The sequence below is a fragment of the Deltaproteobacteria bacterium genome (assembly GCA_016210005.1).
Lineage (GTDB): Bacteria > Desulfobacterota > Binatia > HRBIN30 > JACQVA1 > JACQVA1.
Genome location: JACQVA010000024.1, coordinates 1 through 16,112 on the forward strand (window position 1 = coordinate 1; position 16,112 = coordinate 16,112).

Annotated in this window: 9 protein-coding genes; 1 reads left to right on the forward strand and 8 read right to left on the reverse strand. The window is 66.4% G+C overall.

Annotated elements, in window-relative coordinates; genetic code table 11:
• Window positions 1-356: 356 nt before the first annotated feature.
• From HY699_03750 to HY699_03785, 8 genes are all read right to left on the reverse strand, one after another.
• Complete coding sequence (locus HY699_03750; protein ID MBI4514916.1) at window positions 357-794, reverse strand: DUF4431 domain-containing protein; 438 nt, start codon at window positions 792-794, stop codon at window positions 357-359.
• 10 nt (window positions 795-804) lie between these two features.
• Window positions 805-8,124 carry a hypothetical protein gene (locus tag HY699_03755; protein ID MBI4514917.1) on the reverse strand — a complete coding sequence of 2,440 codons (7,320 nt, stop codon included), beginning with the start codon at window positions 8,122-8,124 and terminating at the stop codon, window positions 805-807.
• Window positions 8,121-8,495, reverse strand: coding sequence for a hypothetical protein (locus HY699_03760; protein MBI4514918.1), 375 nt, complete (start codon window positions 8,493-8,495; stop codon window positions 8,121-8,123). Before HY699_03760 ends, HY699_03755 begins: the two co-directional genes overlap by 4 nt.
• Window positions 8,496-9,088: 593 nt before the next feature.
• A complete protein-coding gene (locus HY699_03765; GenBank protein ID MBI4514919.1) occupies window positions 9,089-10,321 on the reverse strand; it encodes a HupE/UreJ family protein in 1,233 nt (410 codons plus the stop codon).
• Window positions 10,318-11,190 (reverse strand): peptidyl-prolyl cis-trans isomerase, encoded by an 873-nt coding sequence (locus HY699_03770; GenBank protein MBI4514920.1) that lies wholly within the window; start codon window positions 11,188-11,190, stop codon window positions 10,318-10,320. The genes HY699_03765 and HY699_03770 overlap by 4 nt, the downstream gene beginning before the upstream one ends.
• Window positions 11,187-12,929, reverse strand: a complete 1,743-nt coding sequence (locus tag HY699_03775; protein ID MBI4514921.1) for an adenosylcobalamin-dependent ribonucleoside-diphosphate reductase — start codon at window positions 12,927-12,929, stop codon at window positions 11,187-11,189. The genes HY699_03770 and HY699_03775 overlap by 4 nt, the downstream gene beginning before the upstream one ends.
• 430 nt (window positions 12,930-13,359) lie before the next feature.
• Window positions 13,360-14,808 carry a DNA recombination protein RmuC gene (rmuC, locus tag HY699_03780; GenBank protein ID MBI4514922.1) on the reverse strand — a complete coding sequence of 483 codons (1,449 nt, stop codon included), beginning with the start codon at window positions 14,806-14,808 and terminating at the stop codon, window positions 13,360-13,362.
• A 6-nt stretch (window positions 14,809-14,814) separates the two neighbouring features.
• Window positions 14,815-15,276, reverse strand: a complete 462-nt coding sequence (locus HY699_03785) for a YbhB/YbcL family Raf kinase inhibitor-like protein (protein ID MBI4514923.1) — start codon at window positions 15,274-15,276, stop codon at window positions 14,815-14,817.
• A 677-nt stretch (window positions 15,277-15,953) separates the two neighbouring features.
• Here HY699_03785 and HY699_03790 point away from each other — a divergent pair.
• Window positions 15,954-16,112: GIY-YIG nuclease family protein (locus tag HY699_03790; GenBank protein ID MBI4514924.1), on the forward strand; the 159-nt coding region annotated here is incomplete at its 3' end.

Consider the following 16,112-nt stretch of genomic DNA (forward strand, 5'->3'; position numbering starts at 1 on the left):
AGCGCAATGCTGAACTCGCCGGCGGCATCGACGGGCTCGACGTGGATGCGCTTCTCGGCCTGGCGCACCCGCCCGCGCAGGTCGTAGCAAGCCGCGGGGAAGGTAAGACGCAGTGGCCCGACCATTCAATGGCATTCTTAGCACCTGTCTCGCTTTCAAGACTTGACTGGTGCGGCCTGTATGGCGCAACCGACGAGAGTGAAGATCCGGGGAGCGTTTGAGCGTTCCGATCGGTGCGGGAGAGAGATGGCAGCTAGAGGAGAACAAAGCGGCGGAGCCGCCATCGCGGAGGTGCGCCCTTATTGACAAGAGCCTTCCAATGGGTGACCCCATTGTCTCCTTTTCTCTGTAAACGCTCATTCACTCAGCGCAGTCGCGCCACGTATCGCTTCGACATCCATCAGAAGCGGCGTGTAGTGGTGGGCCGTCTGGGCGTGGAAGAGCCGCCCCGTCACCACTACCTTGTGACCCACAAGGTCGGCAGAGGCCAGATGGTGAGATGAGAACACGAGCTGGATCTGGCTGACGTTTTGGAGCGCTTCGTAGTCGAGGTTTCGCGATGGACTGGCCATCACGTTAATCGGTTCACCAAGGGTCAGCATTGGGACTTGCACCTTCTCGTCCGTTTCCGGATTCTCGCCGAAGTTTGGTGGCCCATATTCTGGGACCACTCTGAGCATCCCCGCAAGGCGCACCACGGCCGGTTCGTACGCCAGCCACCGTCCGCTGCGGGGCGTCTCGCCAGGGGTTATTGACGACCCGCAAATCAGGGCGACAAGGATCAGCATTCTCATGACTGCACCTTTATCGATACGTCACTGTGCCTGGTTGCCAGCCTTCGAAGCGCCGAATGGCGGCCGCCAGGCCGCCGATCTGCTGCGAGCTCAGCGAACCCAAGGTCGTGCTGCCGCTTACGCCGAGCTGATTGCTCACGAAGGATTGGTATGCGGCCGTGGGATTGCTGGCTGGTGGCGCATAGACTTCGATCGCATGATCGAGAGTGTACCCGCTCCACGGTCCTGTTTGCAGCCGTGTGGCCAAGGCTCCTTGTCCAGCTGTTTGGTCGGGGAAAACGGCGAAAGTGTTTCGAGGACCGGTATAGCTACCGATCGATCCCTGCGACTGTGCGAACGGACCTTGGTTCAGGTTCCCGGGATTGTTTGTGCGCCACGATATGCTGCCACCCGACCGCACTTCAACGGTCCCGTCACTGTATGTGATGACGACACTGTTGCCCTGTTGCTGCGCACTGACCGGTACGGCTCCGTTGGCCTGCGCCGGCGTGATCTTGGCGCCGTACAATTGCTCCATGTCTTCGCGCGAGACGCCGCCGCTCTGCGCCTTGGCCACATCCTCCCCGTTCGGCCCCTTCGCAATTCCGTAGGCAGCCAAGACGGTGGCCAACCCGGCCACCACCGCGGTGGCGTAGTTGCCCTGTTGCGCGCTCTGGTACGTACTGTAGCCCCCGGCCCCGACCGCGGCCAGCCCAACCGCGTACTGCACGGGTGCGGGCAGTGCAGAAAACGCGGGCGCCACGACAACACCCAAGCCTACGCCCGCCAGCCCGATCGCTCCGGTGATCGCTCCGGCCTGGAACGCGGCGCTCACGCTGCCCGTCCTCACCCCGGTATCGATGGCCGTGGCCACCGCCGTGGCCGCCACGACCAGCAGCGCAACCGTCAAGCAATCCAAGCCGAGTAACACGCATTCGCCATTCGGGTCCGTGTCATTAGTCGGATTCCAATTCGTATACGTGTACGGGTTGGCAAACTGCCGAGCCGGATCGTGGGTCAAAAACATCCCCAACTGCGGGTCGTAGATGCGGGCGCCGGCGTATTGGAGGCCGCTGAGCGGCTCGGTGTCGTACTGGGTGAACTCGCGGCAGTAGGCGTCGTCACCGCAGGTGTTGTTGGTTTGTAGCGTGCCGTTTGCGTGGTAGTGGCCGCGCACCTCACCATAGGGCTTGTAGCGAATGTACTCGAAGACGCTGCCGTCGGGCTTGGTGATCACCTGCACCGAGCCGAGGTGATCCAGGTGGTAGTGCAGTACGCCGGTGGTGTCGGGCCCGCCAAGCGGGGTCGGGGTGATGGTGGGCGTGGGTGTCTTGGTCGGCGTGCGGGTGCGCGTGAACGTCCCAGTCCGCGTTGGGGTACGTGTCGGGGTGAACGTTGGCGTCCGCGTCGGTGTCCGGGTGGGCGTGCGGGTCGACGTCCGTGTGGGAGTCCGGGTAAAAGTGCGTGTTGGGGTGCGCGTCGGGGTACGCGTGGGTGTGGCTACCTGGGCCGACGCGGGCTGTACCAGCAACGCCACCGGCAGCGTGGACACACTGAATGTGATCAGCACCAGGATCACATGCCCGTGGCGCACCGCGACGGCGACGACGCGCTTCTTGCGCCAGGGAGCAATGAGAAGAACGGAGACGATGAGAATGAGAGACGCGGAGACGGGGAGAGCAAGATCATCGCGCAAGATCACGACGATCATCGGCTGGCTGCCCGAGACATCTGCCAGCCGCACCGCCGGCTCGCTCGGCAAGCTCGCCAGCTGCCACGGCGCGCCGACGCGTTGCGAGGCGATCAGTAACCCGCCTGCGCTGTAGTACTTGGTCAGCCAGCCATCGGTGACCTCGGCTAGCTCGCTGTAGTAACGGGTCACACTGGCGCCATTGTCCACCACCTTGGCCACGCGCCGGCCGCCGGCGTCGTAGGTGAAGTTCACACTGTGCCCGTTGGCGTTGATGGTGGTCGCGTGATCGTCGAAGTCGTAGGCGTAACTCTGCCCGGGCTTGGCGTTGCGGTTGCCGTTGTCGTCGTGGCCGACCGCACTGCCGCCCACCGTCGCCAGCAGGTGCGGCTTGCTCGCGCTGTAGCCCAGCGTCACGCCCTCCTTCGCCGTCATGTTGCCCCAGTCGTCATAAACGTAAGCGCCGGCATACGGCAGTTGCGGCCCCTCGACGCCGCGCAAGCGCCCGAGCCCGTCGTACGTGAACGTGGCGGTGTTGTCCATGGCGTTGTTGGCCCCCTTGGGGCCGGTGTCGCTGATGTGCTTGAGCAAGCCGTTGTGCTGATACTGGTCGTAGTTGAGGTTTTGCAAGGTGTTGGCGCCGGCGGCGCTGAGGATCTGTGTCAGGCGGAAGTTCTCGGCTGCGCCGCCGTAGCTGCGCGCATCGGCCACGTTGTTGCCGTGGCTGATCTGTTCCGGCCGGCCGAAGACGTCGTAGTTCAGATCACTCAAGTACTCGGCGCTACCGGCAACGCGGCGCACCTGCCCGGCGGCGTCGTACTCGTAGGTGACGACTTCGCCGTCGGGATACGTGATCGCCGTGGCGTGATCCGCCACGTCGTAGTCCGTGCGCGTGAGCGCAATGCTGAACTCGCCGGCGGCATCGACGGGCTCGACGTGGATGCGCTTCTCGGCCTGGCGCACCCGCCCGCGCAGGTCGTAGCAGGCCGCGCTGCCCGCGCCGTGATCTTCGAGCACATTGGTGAGCCGGCCGAGGGCACAGTTGCTTTGGGCGCCGCAGGTCGTCGAGCAGTCCAGGCTGGTCGCCCCCGGGGCATAGGTGTCGTAGCTGTAGTCGAGGTCGCCGCTGGCCCCGGCGCAGCCCCCGGCGATGTAGCCGGCGCCGCTGGTGAGGTTGTTCTTGCGGGTGAGGCGGTTGATCGCGTCGTAGCAGAACTGCACGTGCCGATTGGCGGCGGGGTCATCCTGGTAGACCAGGTTACCGGCCAAGTCATAGCCATAGCGCCACGTGCCCACCTGGCCGCTCGGGCCGCTGTCGGGGTCGCTCAGTTGCACCTTGCGCCCGAGCGAGTCGTAGGTGGTGGTGATCGTGGTGGCGCTGTTCCAGGAGCTGGCGTTGCCCTGTTTTACGGTGCGCAAGCGCCCCAACCCATCATAGCTGTACAGCGTGCGCATCTTGAGCGTATCTTGCTCGTAGAGCTTCTTCTGCAGCAGGCGCCCGGCGCCATCGCGAATCTCGATAGTCTTGCTACCCGGAGCGCAGTTGCTACCCGGCTGGTAGCACTCATCCTTGCTCGTCGTCTGCCAGGCCACGTTGTGCTCGGCGGTGCGCTGCGAGCCGTCGGGGTTGGTCAGCCGCGTGAGCCGATGGAGCACATCGTACTGCGACACGCTCACCCCAGTGCCGGCGGGTGGTGGCGTGTACACGGTCAGCGCGCCGGCGTTCTCGAACGGCGCGTACTGCTCGACAGCGTTGCCGCGCGCGTCATAGGCGACACTGCCACTGGCCGCGATGGTATAGCCGCCGTGCACCACCGCCTCGCTCTTGTGCTGCAGCGGGCGCCCGAGCGCGTCGCTGAACGCGGTGGTGACGAGAAAGCCGCTCGGGGCGCCGGGCTCGCGGGTGTAGCTCTGCAGGCGACTGGGGTGCTGGGCGTAGCCGAGGTAGTAGAGCAGGCGCTGGTGCGGGTTGATAGCGATGTCTTCGTCGGGCAGCGCCGTGTACTGCAAGCGGCAGAAGCTATCGTACTGCCAGCGGGCGCGCTCGCCGGGCGCGCTGCTGCCGGTGTAGGCCACGCTCTGCGACAGGCGCTTGCCGCAGCCGGGGTCGTACTCGGTGCTGACCTTGTGGCCCAGCGCGTTGGTGACGGTGGCGGGATAAATCTGCGTGGCGCCGTCGTACTCGGTGGTGGTGAGGTTGCCGTTGGCGTCGGTGACGGTGGTGAGGTTGCCGAAGCCGTCGTAGGCCATCTGTGTGTTGACGCAGCTGCCCGATCCGCTGGCCGGGGTGGCCGGGCAGCTGCCGCCAACGGGCAGGTTGGCATCAGCCGGCGGGTTCAGCCACGACGAGACTGCGGTGACGTTGCCTTTGGCGAGCGTGCCGCCGTCGTAGGTGAACCACTTCTCCTCCAAGGTGACGCTGCCGGGCACGGTCCCGTCGTCGCCGGCCACGCGCACGTGGCTGGGCTTATCGACGATGTAGGCGCTATCGTCGCGGTAGACGTAATCGGTAAAGGTCTGCGTGTGCACGCTGCCGTCCCAGCCCGCCTGCGTAGCGGTGACATTGCCGTAGGAGTCGAAGCTGACATTGGCGCGGCTGGTATAGTGGGCGGGTGCGGAGTTGGTATATGTCCAGTTGAACTCCTGCGCCAGGCGCACGACTAGCGCGGTGGCGGAGACGGTGGCGGGGCAGGTGATGACGCCGCCGGCGTCGGCGCACTGCCAGTCGTTGACACTGCGAGTGAGCGGCTGGCCGTAGAAGTCCGCCGGCGGATCACCGCCGTCGGCTTGGTAGGAACCGCTCTCTTGCAGCTTGCCCTTGAGCGCCCAGCTTTGGTGAAAGATGCTCTCGCGCACCAAGTGGGGCGCGTCTTCGACCTCGCCGTCATGGCTCTGCACCAGCCAGAAGCCGCGAAACTCGCGCTCGAGCGGGTCGAAGCGGCCGCCCTCGTAACGATACGAGGTCACCAGCCAGTGGCTGCTCGAGGCCGCGCCGGCGCAGTTGGCACCGCCGCCGTCGCACAAGCCATCGTCGCGTTCGATGCGCGTCACCGTCCAGGTCACGAAGGGCATATCGGGCACACCGTCGCCGCCGGTGTTGTCCCACTGGGTCGAGGGGCGATACTCGATGGCGGTGGAGCCATCGAGGCCGTTCTCCATCAGTTCGAGCAAATCGGGCTTGGCGCCGCCGGGGTTGGGGGCGCTGCTCGATCCGAACCCGCTCGCTACACAGGTGCGGCTGTCGGTGCTGGGGCACCACGCCCCGTCAGCGCTGTGGTAGATGGTGTAGGGATCGGTGCGAAAGTCGATGAAGTCGACCATCCCGTCACCATCTATGTCGAAGGTGTCTTGGTAGGTCTTGCCGCCACCCCACTCGATGTGGTCGTCGACGTCGCGGATCTCCTTGTTCGGGCTCCACCACAGGTACGAAGGCGCGAACACTGTGGTCGTGTAGCCCGTGCCGTCGCCGCCGAAGCCGTCACCGCGGTTGAGATAGACGCGCCAGTAGGGATTGGCGGGGGTCCACTGGCAGGCGTCGACGACGTCGGGCAAGCCATCGCCGTTGATGTCAAAGAAGTCGCGCACCACGTCGGTGCCGTCGTAGAGGAGTTTGCGCAGGCCATGCCAACCGGCGCACTCGGATGGCGGCAGCCACCAGCGCGTGCCGCCGCTGCCGATGTCCATGGTACGACCGAAATTGAGATAGACTTGCCAATAGTCGTAGTACGGGCTTCCGCCGCTGTGGTCCCAGGTCAAGATGTGGTCCGGCAAGCCGTCACCGTTGATATCGGCGAGGCCCAGGATCTCCATGCCGTTGTCGCTGCGGAAGCGTAGCGCGCCGAAGGGTACGGAGAAGTCGGTGGGCGGGCCAAAGCCACTGCCGGTATTGTACGAGATCTGCCACGTGCTGGCGCTCCCGCTGGCACCGCCTTGCACCAGGTCAACCAAGCCATCGCTGTTCATGTCGAGCAGGTCCTGGGTATCCCACGACCCGTCCCAGCCACGCAGGTGAGCGTCGGCCCGTGTGATGCGCAACGCACCCACCGGAGCGGCCCACTGCACGATGTTGGCGGCGAATCCCCAGTTGCCGCCGTTGGTGGCCGGTGAGCGCCCGTACAAGACCCGCCAGTACGGCTGCGCTTGGCTCCACGCCGAGGCATCGACGAAGTCGGGCAACCCGTCGCCGTTGAGGTCCACCGTGTCCACGATGGTGCTCGTGGTTGTGTCGTCGATGCATGATTTGCGCAGTTCGCACGGATTGAGGTCATAGTTGCCAACCCACCACGGCGTAGCCGTAGTGGCGAAGCCGCCAGGTTGGCCGACGTAGACCTTCCAGAAGTCAAGGCGGGGGAAGTACGGATTCGGCGGGAGGGCCACACACTCGTTGGTATCGATCAGGTCGGGCAGCCCGTCACCGGTGATATCGAACACGTCGCGGTAGGTATACCCGCCGGTTGAGGGGTGGGAGTCGGTCCAGCGTAAGCGATCGGGTTGTTCGCCCAGCGCGGGCTTGGGGGCACTCTGCGCGGCGCGCGATTGCGGTAAAGTGCCGACCGGACTGCCGAAGCCGAACCGGTCACCGGCAGGTGGTTTGTCGTGGTAGTGAAAGACCGTGGTTGCAGGAGACCCGTCGGCGCGAGTTAACGCCGTACTATCTTTGCCGTACAGGGTCACCGCGCTGAGAAAGGACTGCCGGCCGCTGCGGTCGGGGACTGTGTCAACCTGGAAGTCGTACTGGAACTGATACCAGCGCACCCGATCGCTGGCGCTACTGGTATACGCCGGGTGGCGCACCTCGATGTGGGAGAGCAACTTCGTCAGCCGCGACCAAAAGCCGCCCATGCCGTTGACTATCGTATCGCCCAGTGGCCGGCTAGACCAGATGAAGCGCACCTCGAACTGGTGCATAAGGCCGCGGCTCGGATTGCCGCCGTAGCGGATCGTAGACGGATAGAGCACCCCCTCGGCGGCCTGATAGCTGATGTCGAGCTGGTTGCCATTGGGGTCTTCGATGCGGTTGAGCGCCCACGAAAAGGTCCAGCCGCACGGCGGCCCGGAGTTGAACAGATACAGGCCGCCGTTGCCGGAGGTGAACAAGCGTAGCGAAGTACTTTCACCGAACACATAGCGCAGCCCACTTTTGTCCCACGCCTCCCATGAATTTGACGCCCGCACGTACTGGACGCGCAGAAACGACTGCTCGATCTGTGGGCGGCAGCGGTCACTAGCATCGAGCGTGCACTCGAGGTTGGCCCCGGGCAGCACCAGCACGAAGTCGTTGCGGTAGGTATCGTCGGTGCACGACAGCACACCGTGCTTGGTGCTGCGCTGGATCTTGCCCAGCGGCAGGTCCCAGCCGTAGCCGTACGGGCTCGGGCCAGCCGAGCTGCTGTAGGTCAGGGCCAGCTTGGGCGTAAGCGACTTGCGGCCCGGCGGGACTTCGATGGCAATGCTGGTAGTAGCCGCGCCCACGAACAGACTGGCCTCGGGCGCCTGCGCCAAGCCGGTAAAGGGTGTTGAGCCATCGCCCGTTTGCGCACCATCACCGCGCGGGCTTTGAGCGTTAGCCGTGGCGGCGAGCAGCAACGCCAGCAGCAAAGCCGCGCCGCGGGCAGAGCGGGTCGCGCTGCGCCGCGTGTGCAGCAAGCTCTGGCGGCTCATTGCGGCGCCCCGCTGCGAGCGCGCGCCAACTCACCGCCGGCGGCGTCAGGACGCGGCGGGCGAGCAACTTGCGGTGGCGCATCCGCCACCATGTAGTTGCGCGCTGGGGTCTGCCGGCGTCGCGCGCGTTGCGCGGCGTAGCGCTGGTGCAGCCGCGCCACCCGCTCCAGCACACCGCGCTCAGCCTCCGCTTGTGACAACGGCGGCGGCGGCTCGGCAATCTCCGCCCGCACCAACGGCCGCGCGTCAACACTCACAACTTCTTGCGAACCCAGCCGCCCCACCCACAGCGCCGCCGGCAACAACAGCAGCACACCAAGCCACAGCCGGCGCGCTCGACCGAACCACTCGACAACCCGAACAACAACCATTTCCCACCCCAGTTAGGTTAAATGGTGCAGTCAGTAACAACGACGCGGGGGCATCTGACAGATTCTGAAAATGCTGTCAAGGTCTTAAGACCTTCGTGTGATGTGTACACATCCGTATGGCTTATTCCCCAGCCTTCGCACGCACACGCGTGGCATGCCACAATGCGACAGCAATTTCTTACGCCGCAAGACCTCAAGCGCGCTATACTACTATGGCCGAAAGTCTTGTCGTGGCGCGCAGATTTCCCTCCGTCATTCCCGCGAAGGCGGGAATCCATCCGGAGCCCCCACTGCCGCTGGATGCCCGCCTCGTCATTCCCGCGTGTCGCTGGCGGGAATTGCGGGCATGACGGAATACCCCTTGTCGAGCCTTGGGTTGCGGGGGTCAGCCCGCGCTATGCGCTCCCGTGCGAAGGCAGGCGGGACGAGGCGGGGCGAAGAGCAGCGAGATGGTGGGGGCGTTGGGGTTTGCGGCGTCAGGAAAGGCCGCGGCGGACGGGTGCGGATTGCGCCGTGGGCCTTCCTGACGCAGAACACGTTCGGTTATCAGATGCTCCGGCACGCGAAGGTGGCGGGCTTCAGGTCGTGCGCCTCTAGCCGAAGGCGCGACTGATGAACCAGAACACGCCCAGCGCCAGTACGCCGGCGGAGCCGTAGTGCAGCACGGCTAGGCGGGCGCCGTCGCCTTGGCGGGCTAACCGGCGCAGCACCGGCCACACCAGCGCGATCACCGCCAACTGGCCGACTTCTACACCGGCGTTGAAGCCGAACAGCGCCTGCACCAGCCGCTCGGTGGGCAGGCCCGCCTCAATCAACACCGAGGCGAAGCCGAAGCCGTGCACCAGGCCGAAGATGAACGCGATGGCCCAGCGCAACGATGCCGGCCGGGCAGCGCGGGCGAGCAGGCCGAAGTAACAGGCACTGAATAACGCCAGCCCCGCCAGCGTCACGGCCGGGATGCGTCCGTGACCCAGCGCCGCCAATCCCGCCAACAGCAGCAGTAGACTCGCCGTTACCGCCGGCAGGGTGCGGCCGCGCGCCCCTGCGAGCCACACGTTCTCGGCCGCCACCAGCGCAATCGAGAGGCCGATGAGGGCTTCGACCGGCGCGGGCTCCGGCCGCGCGTAGCCGAGCACGGTCAGCGCCAACGTGATGCTGTGTGCCACGGTGAAGCCGGTGACGACTCGGGCGACCTCGCCGAGCGCGCCGCCAAGCAGCAGCAGCGCAAGTACGAACGCGAGATGATCGTATCCGCTCAGAATGTGCTCGATGCCAAGCCCAAGGTAACCCGCCAGCGACGTCGCCCCCGCCGCAACCCGGTCACCCGGCGCCGGTTCCGGCAACGGCCATGCCGGCTCGCGTTCCGACAGCACCCGCTCCAGCGCGAGCGCGCCGTCGCGGCTGACCCGGGCGAAGTGCAAGTGAGCCGCGCTCACATCCAACAGCAGGCGGCTGCGTACTTGCAAGCTGCCGCTCTCGGGGCAACTCACCTGCCACTCGTACAACACTCGCCCGGGAGCCGCGGCGAGCGGTCGCGGGCCGTCGCTGAGCGGGCAAAGCGCGTCGCCGGCACGCAGCTCGAGCCGCGTGCTCAAGTAGGCACCCAGGAGGCGATCGAGTTCCGCACCGGCGCCGGCGGCCCATGGAAAGCGCGAGACATCGAGCCGCGTCAAGCGCACCGTCACGTAGGCGCGGCGGCCTGTGATGCTCCAGGTCGAGTGCGAGGTGGTGCGGTCGTGGGCCGCCGCCGCCACCGGCAGCAGGAGCGCAACCGCCGCAAGCCACCCGAAGAAGGCGCGCGGGCGCAGTGCCGCCAATGTGGTCATGGCAACGAAGTGGCGATCTCGATGTCGGCGCGGGCGCGAAGCTCATCGAGGTAGTCGCGCAGCGCCCGCTCGCCGGCGCGGCGGCGGAACTCGGCGAGCACTTGCGGCCGGATTTCGTCCAGCGGCGGGTCCGGATCGGGCTGGCGCTCGATCACTTGCAGGACGTGATATCCGGTGCTCGAACGCACCGGGTCGCTGACGGCGCCCGGCGCCAACGCCGCCGCCGTGTGCGCCGCGGTCGGGCCGAGGTAGTCGACCAGCTTCGCCGGCGGCAGCAGGCCATCGGGCAGCGGTGCTAGTTCCTCGTCGCCGAGCGCTGCCCGCAGCGCGGAGAAGTCGTCCCCCGCGCGCAGGCGCTGGGCCGCTTGCTGGGCCCGCTCCCACACCGCGGCGGCATCGCTGGTGCCCGGCGCGCGGCAGAAGATCTGGCGCACGCGCAGGCGTCCGGGACCGGTGAACAGCTCGCGGTTCTGCTGGTAGAACGCTTGCAGCTCGCCCTCGTTCGGCTGCACATCGCCGCTCTCGCTGACGACCGCGTCGATCACCGCCGCCGTGAGATCCTTGCGCACCTTGGCATCGTGGCGCGCCATCCCCAAGGCCAAGCCCCGCTGCACCAGCAGCTCCTCGTCGATCAACCGCTCGAGCACGTGCCGGCGCTGGGCCTCGTCCAAGCCGGCGCGGCGATCCTGGGCTACTGCCGCTAACACCCGTTCGTAGTCCTCGCGCCGGATGATTTCGCCGTTCACCCGCCCCACTGCATTCACTGATAGTGAATCAAGCCCACTCGGCCAGGGCTGCAGCAAGCCGAGGGCCGCGGCCAGCACGCCGGCGGCCGCGCCAAAGGCGAGTGCGAGGCCACCTGGTCTCATGCGGCACACTCGCGGCAATCGTGGCGGGCAGCTTCGTGTACCAGCGACAGCGTTTGCCCGGGGCGAGCGCCGTAGCGGTACACGGTGATGCCCTTGAGGCGCAGCTGGCGCGCCAGCTGAAAGACCTCACGCACCGCGCTCACCGGGGCAGCGGCCGGCAAGTTGACGGTCTTGGATACCGCCGCGTCCACGTGCGCTTGAAATGCCGCTTGCATGCGCACGTGGATAGCCGGCGCGATTTCGAGGGCGATGGGAAAAACGCGGCGCAGAGCCGCCGGCAGGGCTTCGATTTGCCGGATGGAGCCGTGGCTGCGGATGGCGGCCAGCGCCGCCGCGCCCGCCGCTCCGAGCGAGGCCAGCGCGGCGGCAAGTTGCGGGTGGCTCTCCACCAACACGCGCCCGTCGAGCACGCGGCGGGCGACGGCGAGGGCGAAGAACGGCTCGATCCCGCTCGAAACCCCGGCGAGCAGGCTGACGGTTCCGGTCGGGGCCACGCAAGTGATCGCCGCATTGCGCAAGGCCGCAAACCCGCGTTGCGCCCACAGGCTGTGAGCGAAGGCGGGAAACGCACCGCGCCGCCCGGCCAATTCGGCCGAGGCGGCGCGCGCCTCGCGGGCGAGGAACTCCGCAATCCGCCCGCCCAGCGCCAGGCCCTCGGCGGAATCGTAGGCGACGCCCAGGCGTGCAAACAGGTCGGCCAGCCCCATCACCCCGAGGCCGATCTTACGGGTGCGGCGCGTCGCCCGTTCGATTTCCGCAAAGGGATACGCACTCGCCTCGATGACGTTGTCGAGAAACACCACGGCGTCGCCAATCGCGTCGCGCAGCCGTGCCCAGTCCACGTCGCCGGCGGCCGCGAACGCCGCCAGGTTGATCGACCCCAGCACGCAGGATTCGTACGCCAGCAGCGGCTGCTCACCGCAGGGGTTAGTCGCCTCGATCACACCGAGCGCGGGCGTCGGGTTGTGGCGATTGATTTCGTCGATGAATAGCAGGCCGGGATCACCGCAGACCCAGGCAGCCTCGACGAGGGCCTCGAACAGCGCCGCGGCCGGCACCCGGCGCGTCGTGCGTCCGCTGCGTGGGTTGCGCAGCGCGATCGTCTCATCGGCATCGAGGGCAGCAAAGAACTCATCGGTTACGGCAACCGAGAGGTTGAAGTTCTCCAGCCGGCCGGGGGTGCGCTTGGCGGCGATGAACTCGTCGATGTCGGGGTGGTCGATACGCAGCACCGCCATGTTGGCACCGCGGCGCCGCCCGCCCAGTCGGATGACGGCGGTGGTTTGATCGAACAGCTCCATGAACGACAGCGGCCCCGAGGTAGTGCCGCCGGTGGAGTGGACGTGATCCTGGCGCGGGCGCAAGGCGCTGAATGAGAAGCCGGTACCGCCGCCGGTCTGATGGATGCGCGCCATGCGGCCGAGGGCGCTGAAGATGGCGCCGAGGTCGTCGGCGATCGGCAAGACGAAGCAGGCGGCCAGCTGCCCGTTGGGCAAGCCGGCGTTCATCAGCGCCGGCGAATTGGGCAGGAATTCCAGCCGCTCTAGCCGCTGCAAGAACCGCTCTTCCCACAGCGCCGGTGGCTCGCCGAATTGTTCTGCCGGTGCCGCCACCGCCGCCGCCACTCGGCGCAGCATGCCGGCCGGATCCTCGACGAGCTGACCGGTCTCGTCGCGGCGCAGGTAGCGCTCGCGCAGCACGGCAACGGCATGCTCCGAGAACTGCGGGGTGGCCCCCATGGACTCATTCTTACAACAGTAACAGCCCGACGCCAGCCCGCCGTGCGACCAGGCCTACGACAAGGAAGTGAGAAACGAGCACAGGCAACCAAGGCGGGCCGCGACGGCGAGGTTTGCTCGCAATCATCTTTCGGCGCGCACGTCCGTGGTCCCCTTTCGTTACGGGCCCTGTACTACTATGGCCGAAAGTCTTGTCGTGGCGCGCAGATTTCCCTCCGTCATTCCTGCGAAGGCGGGAATCCATCCGGAGCCCCACCGCCGCTGGATGCCCGCTTAGGGATTGCGGGCATGACGGAATACCCCTGTCGAGCCTTGGGTTGCGGGCGTCAGCCCGCGCTATGCTCCCCGCTGTAGAGAAGCAGCCGGCGGGAGCGTCGGGTAGCGTGTTGACCTTGAAGCGCCGCGCTGGCCGGCCAGCCCGGCGGGCTGCTCACGGCTCGGCATCGCTGCGCTCGGGCGGCAGCGGCAGCGTGGGCTGATCCGGCGGCAGCAACACGCGTGGCGCGGTTTCGATGACCGCGGGCGATTCGATTTCCTGCACCCCGCCGGCGTCGAGATCCTTGAAGCGGCGGGCGCTGACCAGGACCCGGCTTTCCAATGATCCGACGGCCTTGTTGTAAGCGTCGACGGCGCGCTGCAAGCCGGCACGCAAGCCATCGAAATGGTCGGCCAACACGCGGAGGCGTTCGTACAGCTCCTGGCCCAGGTTGCGGATATCCTGCGCATTGGCGGCCATACGTTCCTGGGTCCAGCCGTAGGCCACCGCGCGCAACAGTGCGATGAGAGTGGTCGGCGTGGCCAAGATGACGCCACCGGCAACGCCTTCCTGAATCAGTCCGGGGTCTTGCTCCAACGCGGCGCTGAAGAACGATTCGCCGGGCAAGAACATCACCACAAACTCGGGCGTGGGCTGAAACTGCTGCCAGTAACCCTTAGAGGCCAGCTGCGTCATATGGGTGCGCACTTGGCGCGCATGGTCCTTCAACCTTGCGATACGACCCTCCTCGTCGGGGGCTTCGAGGGCTTCGAGGTAGGCCTGCAACGGGGCTTTGGCGTCGACCACCACGTTCTTGCCGCCGGGCAGCTTGACGACGACGTCGGGCCGCAGCCGGCCGTCGGCGGTGACCACGCTTTCCTGCTCGACGAAGTCACAGTGGCGCAACATCCCGGCCAACTCGACGACGCGCTTAAGCTGAATCTCGCCCCAGCGGCCGCGCACCGCCGGCGAGCGCAGTGCCTTGACCAAGTTGCCGGTCTCGGCCTGCAACTTCTCTTGCGTTTCCATCAACGAGCGGACCTGCTGACCCAGGCTACCGTAGGCGTGTTGGCGGGCCTGTTCGAGGGTCTGGATCTGCGCGTCCACTTTCTGCAGCGACTCCTTGATCGGGGCCACCAGCGTTTCGACCGCCTTCTGCCGCTGTTCGAGGTCGCCCCGGGCTTGGGTGTGGAACTTCTCCAATGAAGCCCGGGCGAGTTCGAGGAACGATTGATTGTTGCTGCGCAGCGCGTCGGCCGACAACGCCTTGAAGACATCGGTGAGCTGTTGCGTGGCCTCGTTGAGCAGCGCCAGCTTCTCGGCGGCGCCACGCCGTTCGCTGTCGAGGGTGGCGGTGAGTTCGGACTGCTTGGCAGTCAGTGCAAGAATCTCCGCGCGCGCTTGATCGAGGCCGCCCTGGAGCTGTGAGCCCTGGGCGCGCGCCGCTTCGAGCTCGCGCTCGCGCGCCGCCAGCCGCTCCTGCGCTGCCGCGGCCTGCGCCTGGGCTTGGGCAGAGGCCTCGGTGTGCGCTTGCGCCGCGCGCGCGGCGGCAATCATCCATACCGCCACGCCGCCAACGAGTGCGCCGATTACTACTGCGATGATCAGCCAGAAGGGAGCCATTCGCGCTCAGCGCTGGTAGGTGCCCATCAGTTCGGCCTGACCGAGGACGTGCCCGTCGATGGCCCGCAGCACCTGGGCCTTGGTGGCACGCGCCTTCAGCGCGGTGGGGGCATCGAGAGCGTAGAGCTTGAAGAAGTAGCGGTGGGGCTTGCCCGGCGGCGGACAGGGACCGCCGTAGCCGACTTTGCGGAAATCGTTGAGGCCCTGCTTGGCGCCGTTGGGGAGAGCCTCGTCGGGCGGCAAGCCCGGCAGCAAATCGCTGGTGTGCGCGGGTAGATCGTAGAGCACCCAGTGCACCCACGTACCCACCGGCGCGTCGGGATCGTCGGCAATGAGGGCGAAATGCGTCGTCGCACTCGGGGCGCCGCTCCAGAACAACCCCGGGGAGAGATCCGCGCCCGCACAGGTGTGCTGCTTGGGGATCGTTGCGCCCGCTTTGAATGCCGAGCTCGACAGCGTGAAAGCCATGGCAGCTCCTTCCGTGCATACACCGCACAGCACTGCCAGCGCCACCGGCTTCAGCCGGCGCACCGCTCGTAGCGTACCCAATGTCCTCGCCATACCCGAGCGAGAGGGTACGCCAGGAGCGAGTCCCCTTCAACCATCGCGGCGGGCACGGCATTTGTTCGCGCAAGGCACCTACTTCCTCCTATTAGCAGACGGCGAGTGATACAATTATGTCATATCCGTTGAATTGGATAATGCGCTGCGTTACCATTAGCAGCCAATGGAGGTGCAAACATGACCGTTCCGCTGGCCTATCCCTCCGGCCTGCTGCCGAGTGCTCACTCGGCGGAAGTGTTGAGTCCGGCGGCCGCCTGGTTGTTGGTGGGGATCGCGCTGATCATTGCTTGCGCTACTCTTTGGGTTCTGAGCGCTCCGCGCCGGCATTTCCCGGCGTTGCGTCCGGGACCAAGACCTTCACATCGGACGCGGCGCGGCGGCGCTGTCAGGCGGCCGGCGCATGCCCCCTCTCCCCTACGCCACCGCCAGGCCCTGGCCCAGGGCCACCGCTAGGTATTCCGCCCGGACGATGCTGCGCCGGTCATCCTCGGGTGCGCGACAAATTTGTGGGTAACGTGGTTCGGTGTTATGGCCGTCATTCCCGCGAAAGGAAGCGGGAATCCAGTTTGGCGTTTGGCGCTATGGACAAGCAGTTCTGCGTTTACATCCTGGCCAGCAAACGGAACGGCACGCTGTACATTGGGGTGAGCTCACAGCTGGCAACGCGGGTGTGGCAGCATAAGAGCAAGGTAGTGGAGGGTTTTTCGGCCAAGTGCGGCGTTGACAAGCCGGTCTACTAC

What these genes read in the sequence shown, in the direction of transcription:
- HY699_03750 (MBI4514916.1), bottom strand. Translation starts at nt 794, where the DNA reads ATGAGAATGCTGATCCTTGTCGCCCTGATTTGCGGGTCGTCAATAACC.
- HY699_03755 (MBI4514917.1), bottom strand. Translation starts at nt 8,124, where the DNA reads ATGAGCCGCCAGAGCTTGCTGCACACGCGGCGCAGCGCGACCCGCTCT.
- HY699_03760 (MBI4514918.1), bottom strand. Translation starts at nt 8,495, where the DNA reads ATGGTTGTTGTTCGGGTTGTCGAGTGGTTCGGTCGAGCGCGCCGGCTG.
- HY699_03765 (MBI4514919.1), bottom strand. Translation starts at nt 10,321, where the DNA reads ATGACCACATTGGCGGCACTGCGCCCGCGCGCCTTCTTCGGGTGGCTT.
- HY699_03770 (MBI4514920.1), bottom strand. Translation starts at nt 11,190, where the DNA reads ATGAGACCAGGTGGCCTCGCACTCGCCTTTGGCGCGGCCGCCGGCGTG.
- HY699_03775 (MBI4514921.1), bottom strand. Translation starts at nt 12,929, where the DNA reads ATGGGGGCCACCCCGCAGTTCTCGGAGCATGCCGTTGCCGTGCTGCGC.
- rmuC (MBI4514922.1), bottom strand. Translation starts at nt 14,808, where the DNA reads ATGGCTCCCTTCTGGCTGATCATCGCAGTAGTAATCGGCGCACTCGTT.
- HY699_03785 (MBI4514923.1), bottom strand. Translation starts at nt 15,276, where the DNA reads ATGGCTTTCACGCTGTCGAGCTCGGCATTCAAAGCGGGCGCAACGATC.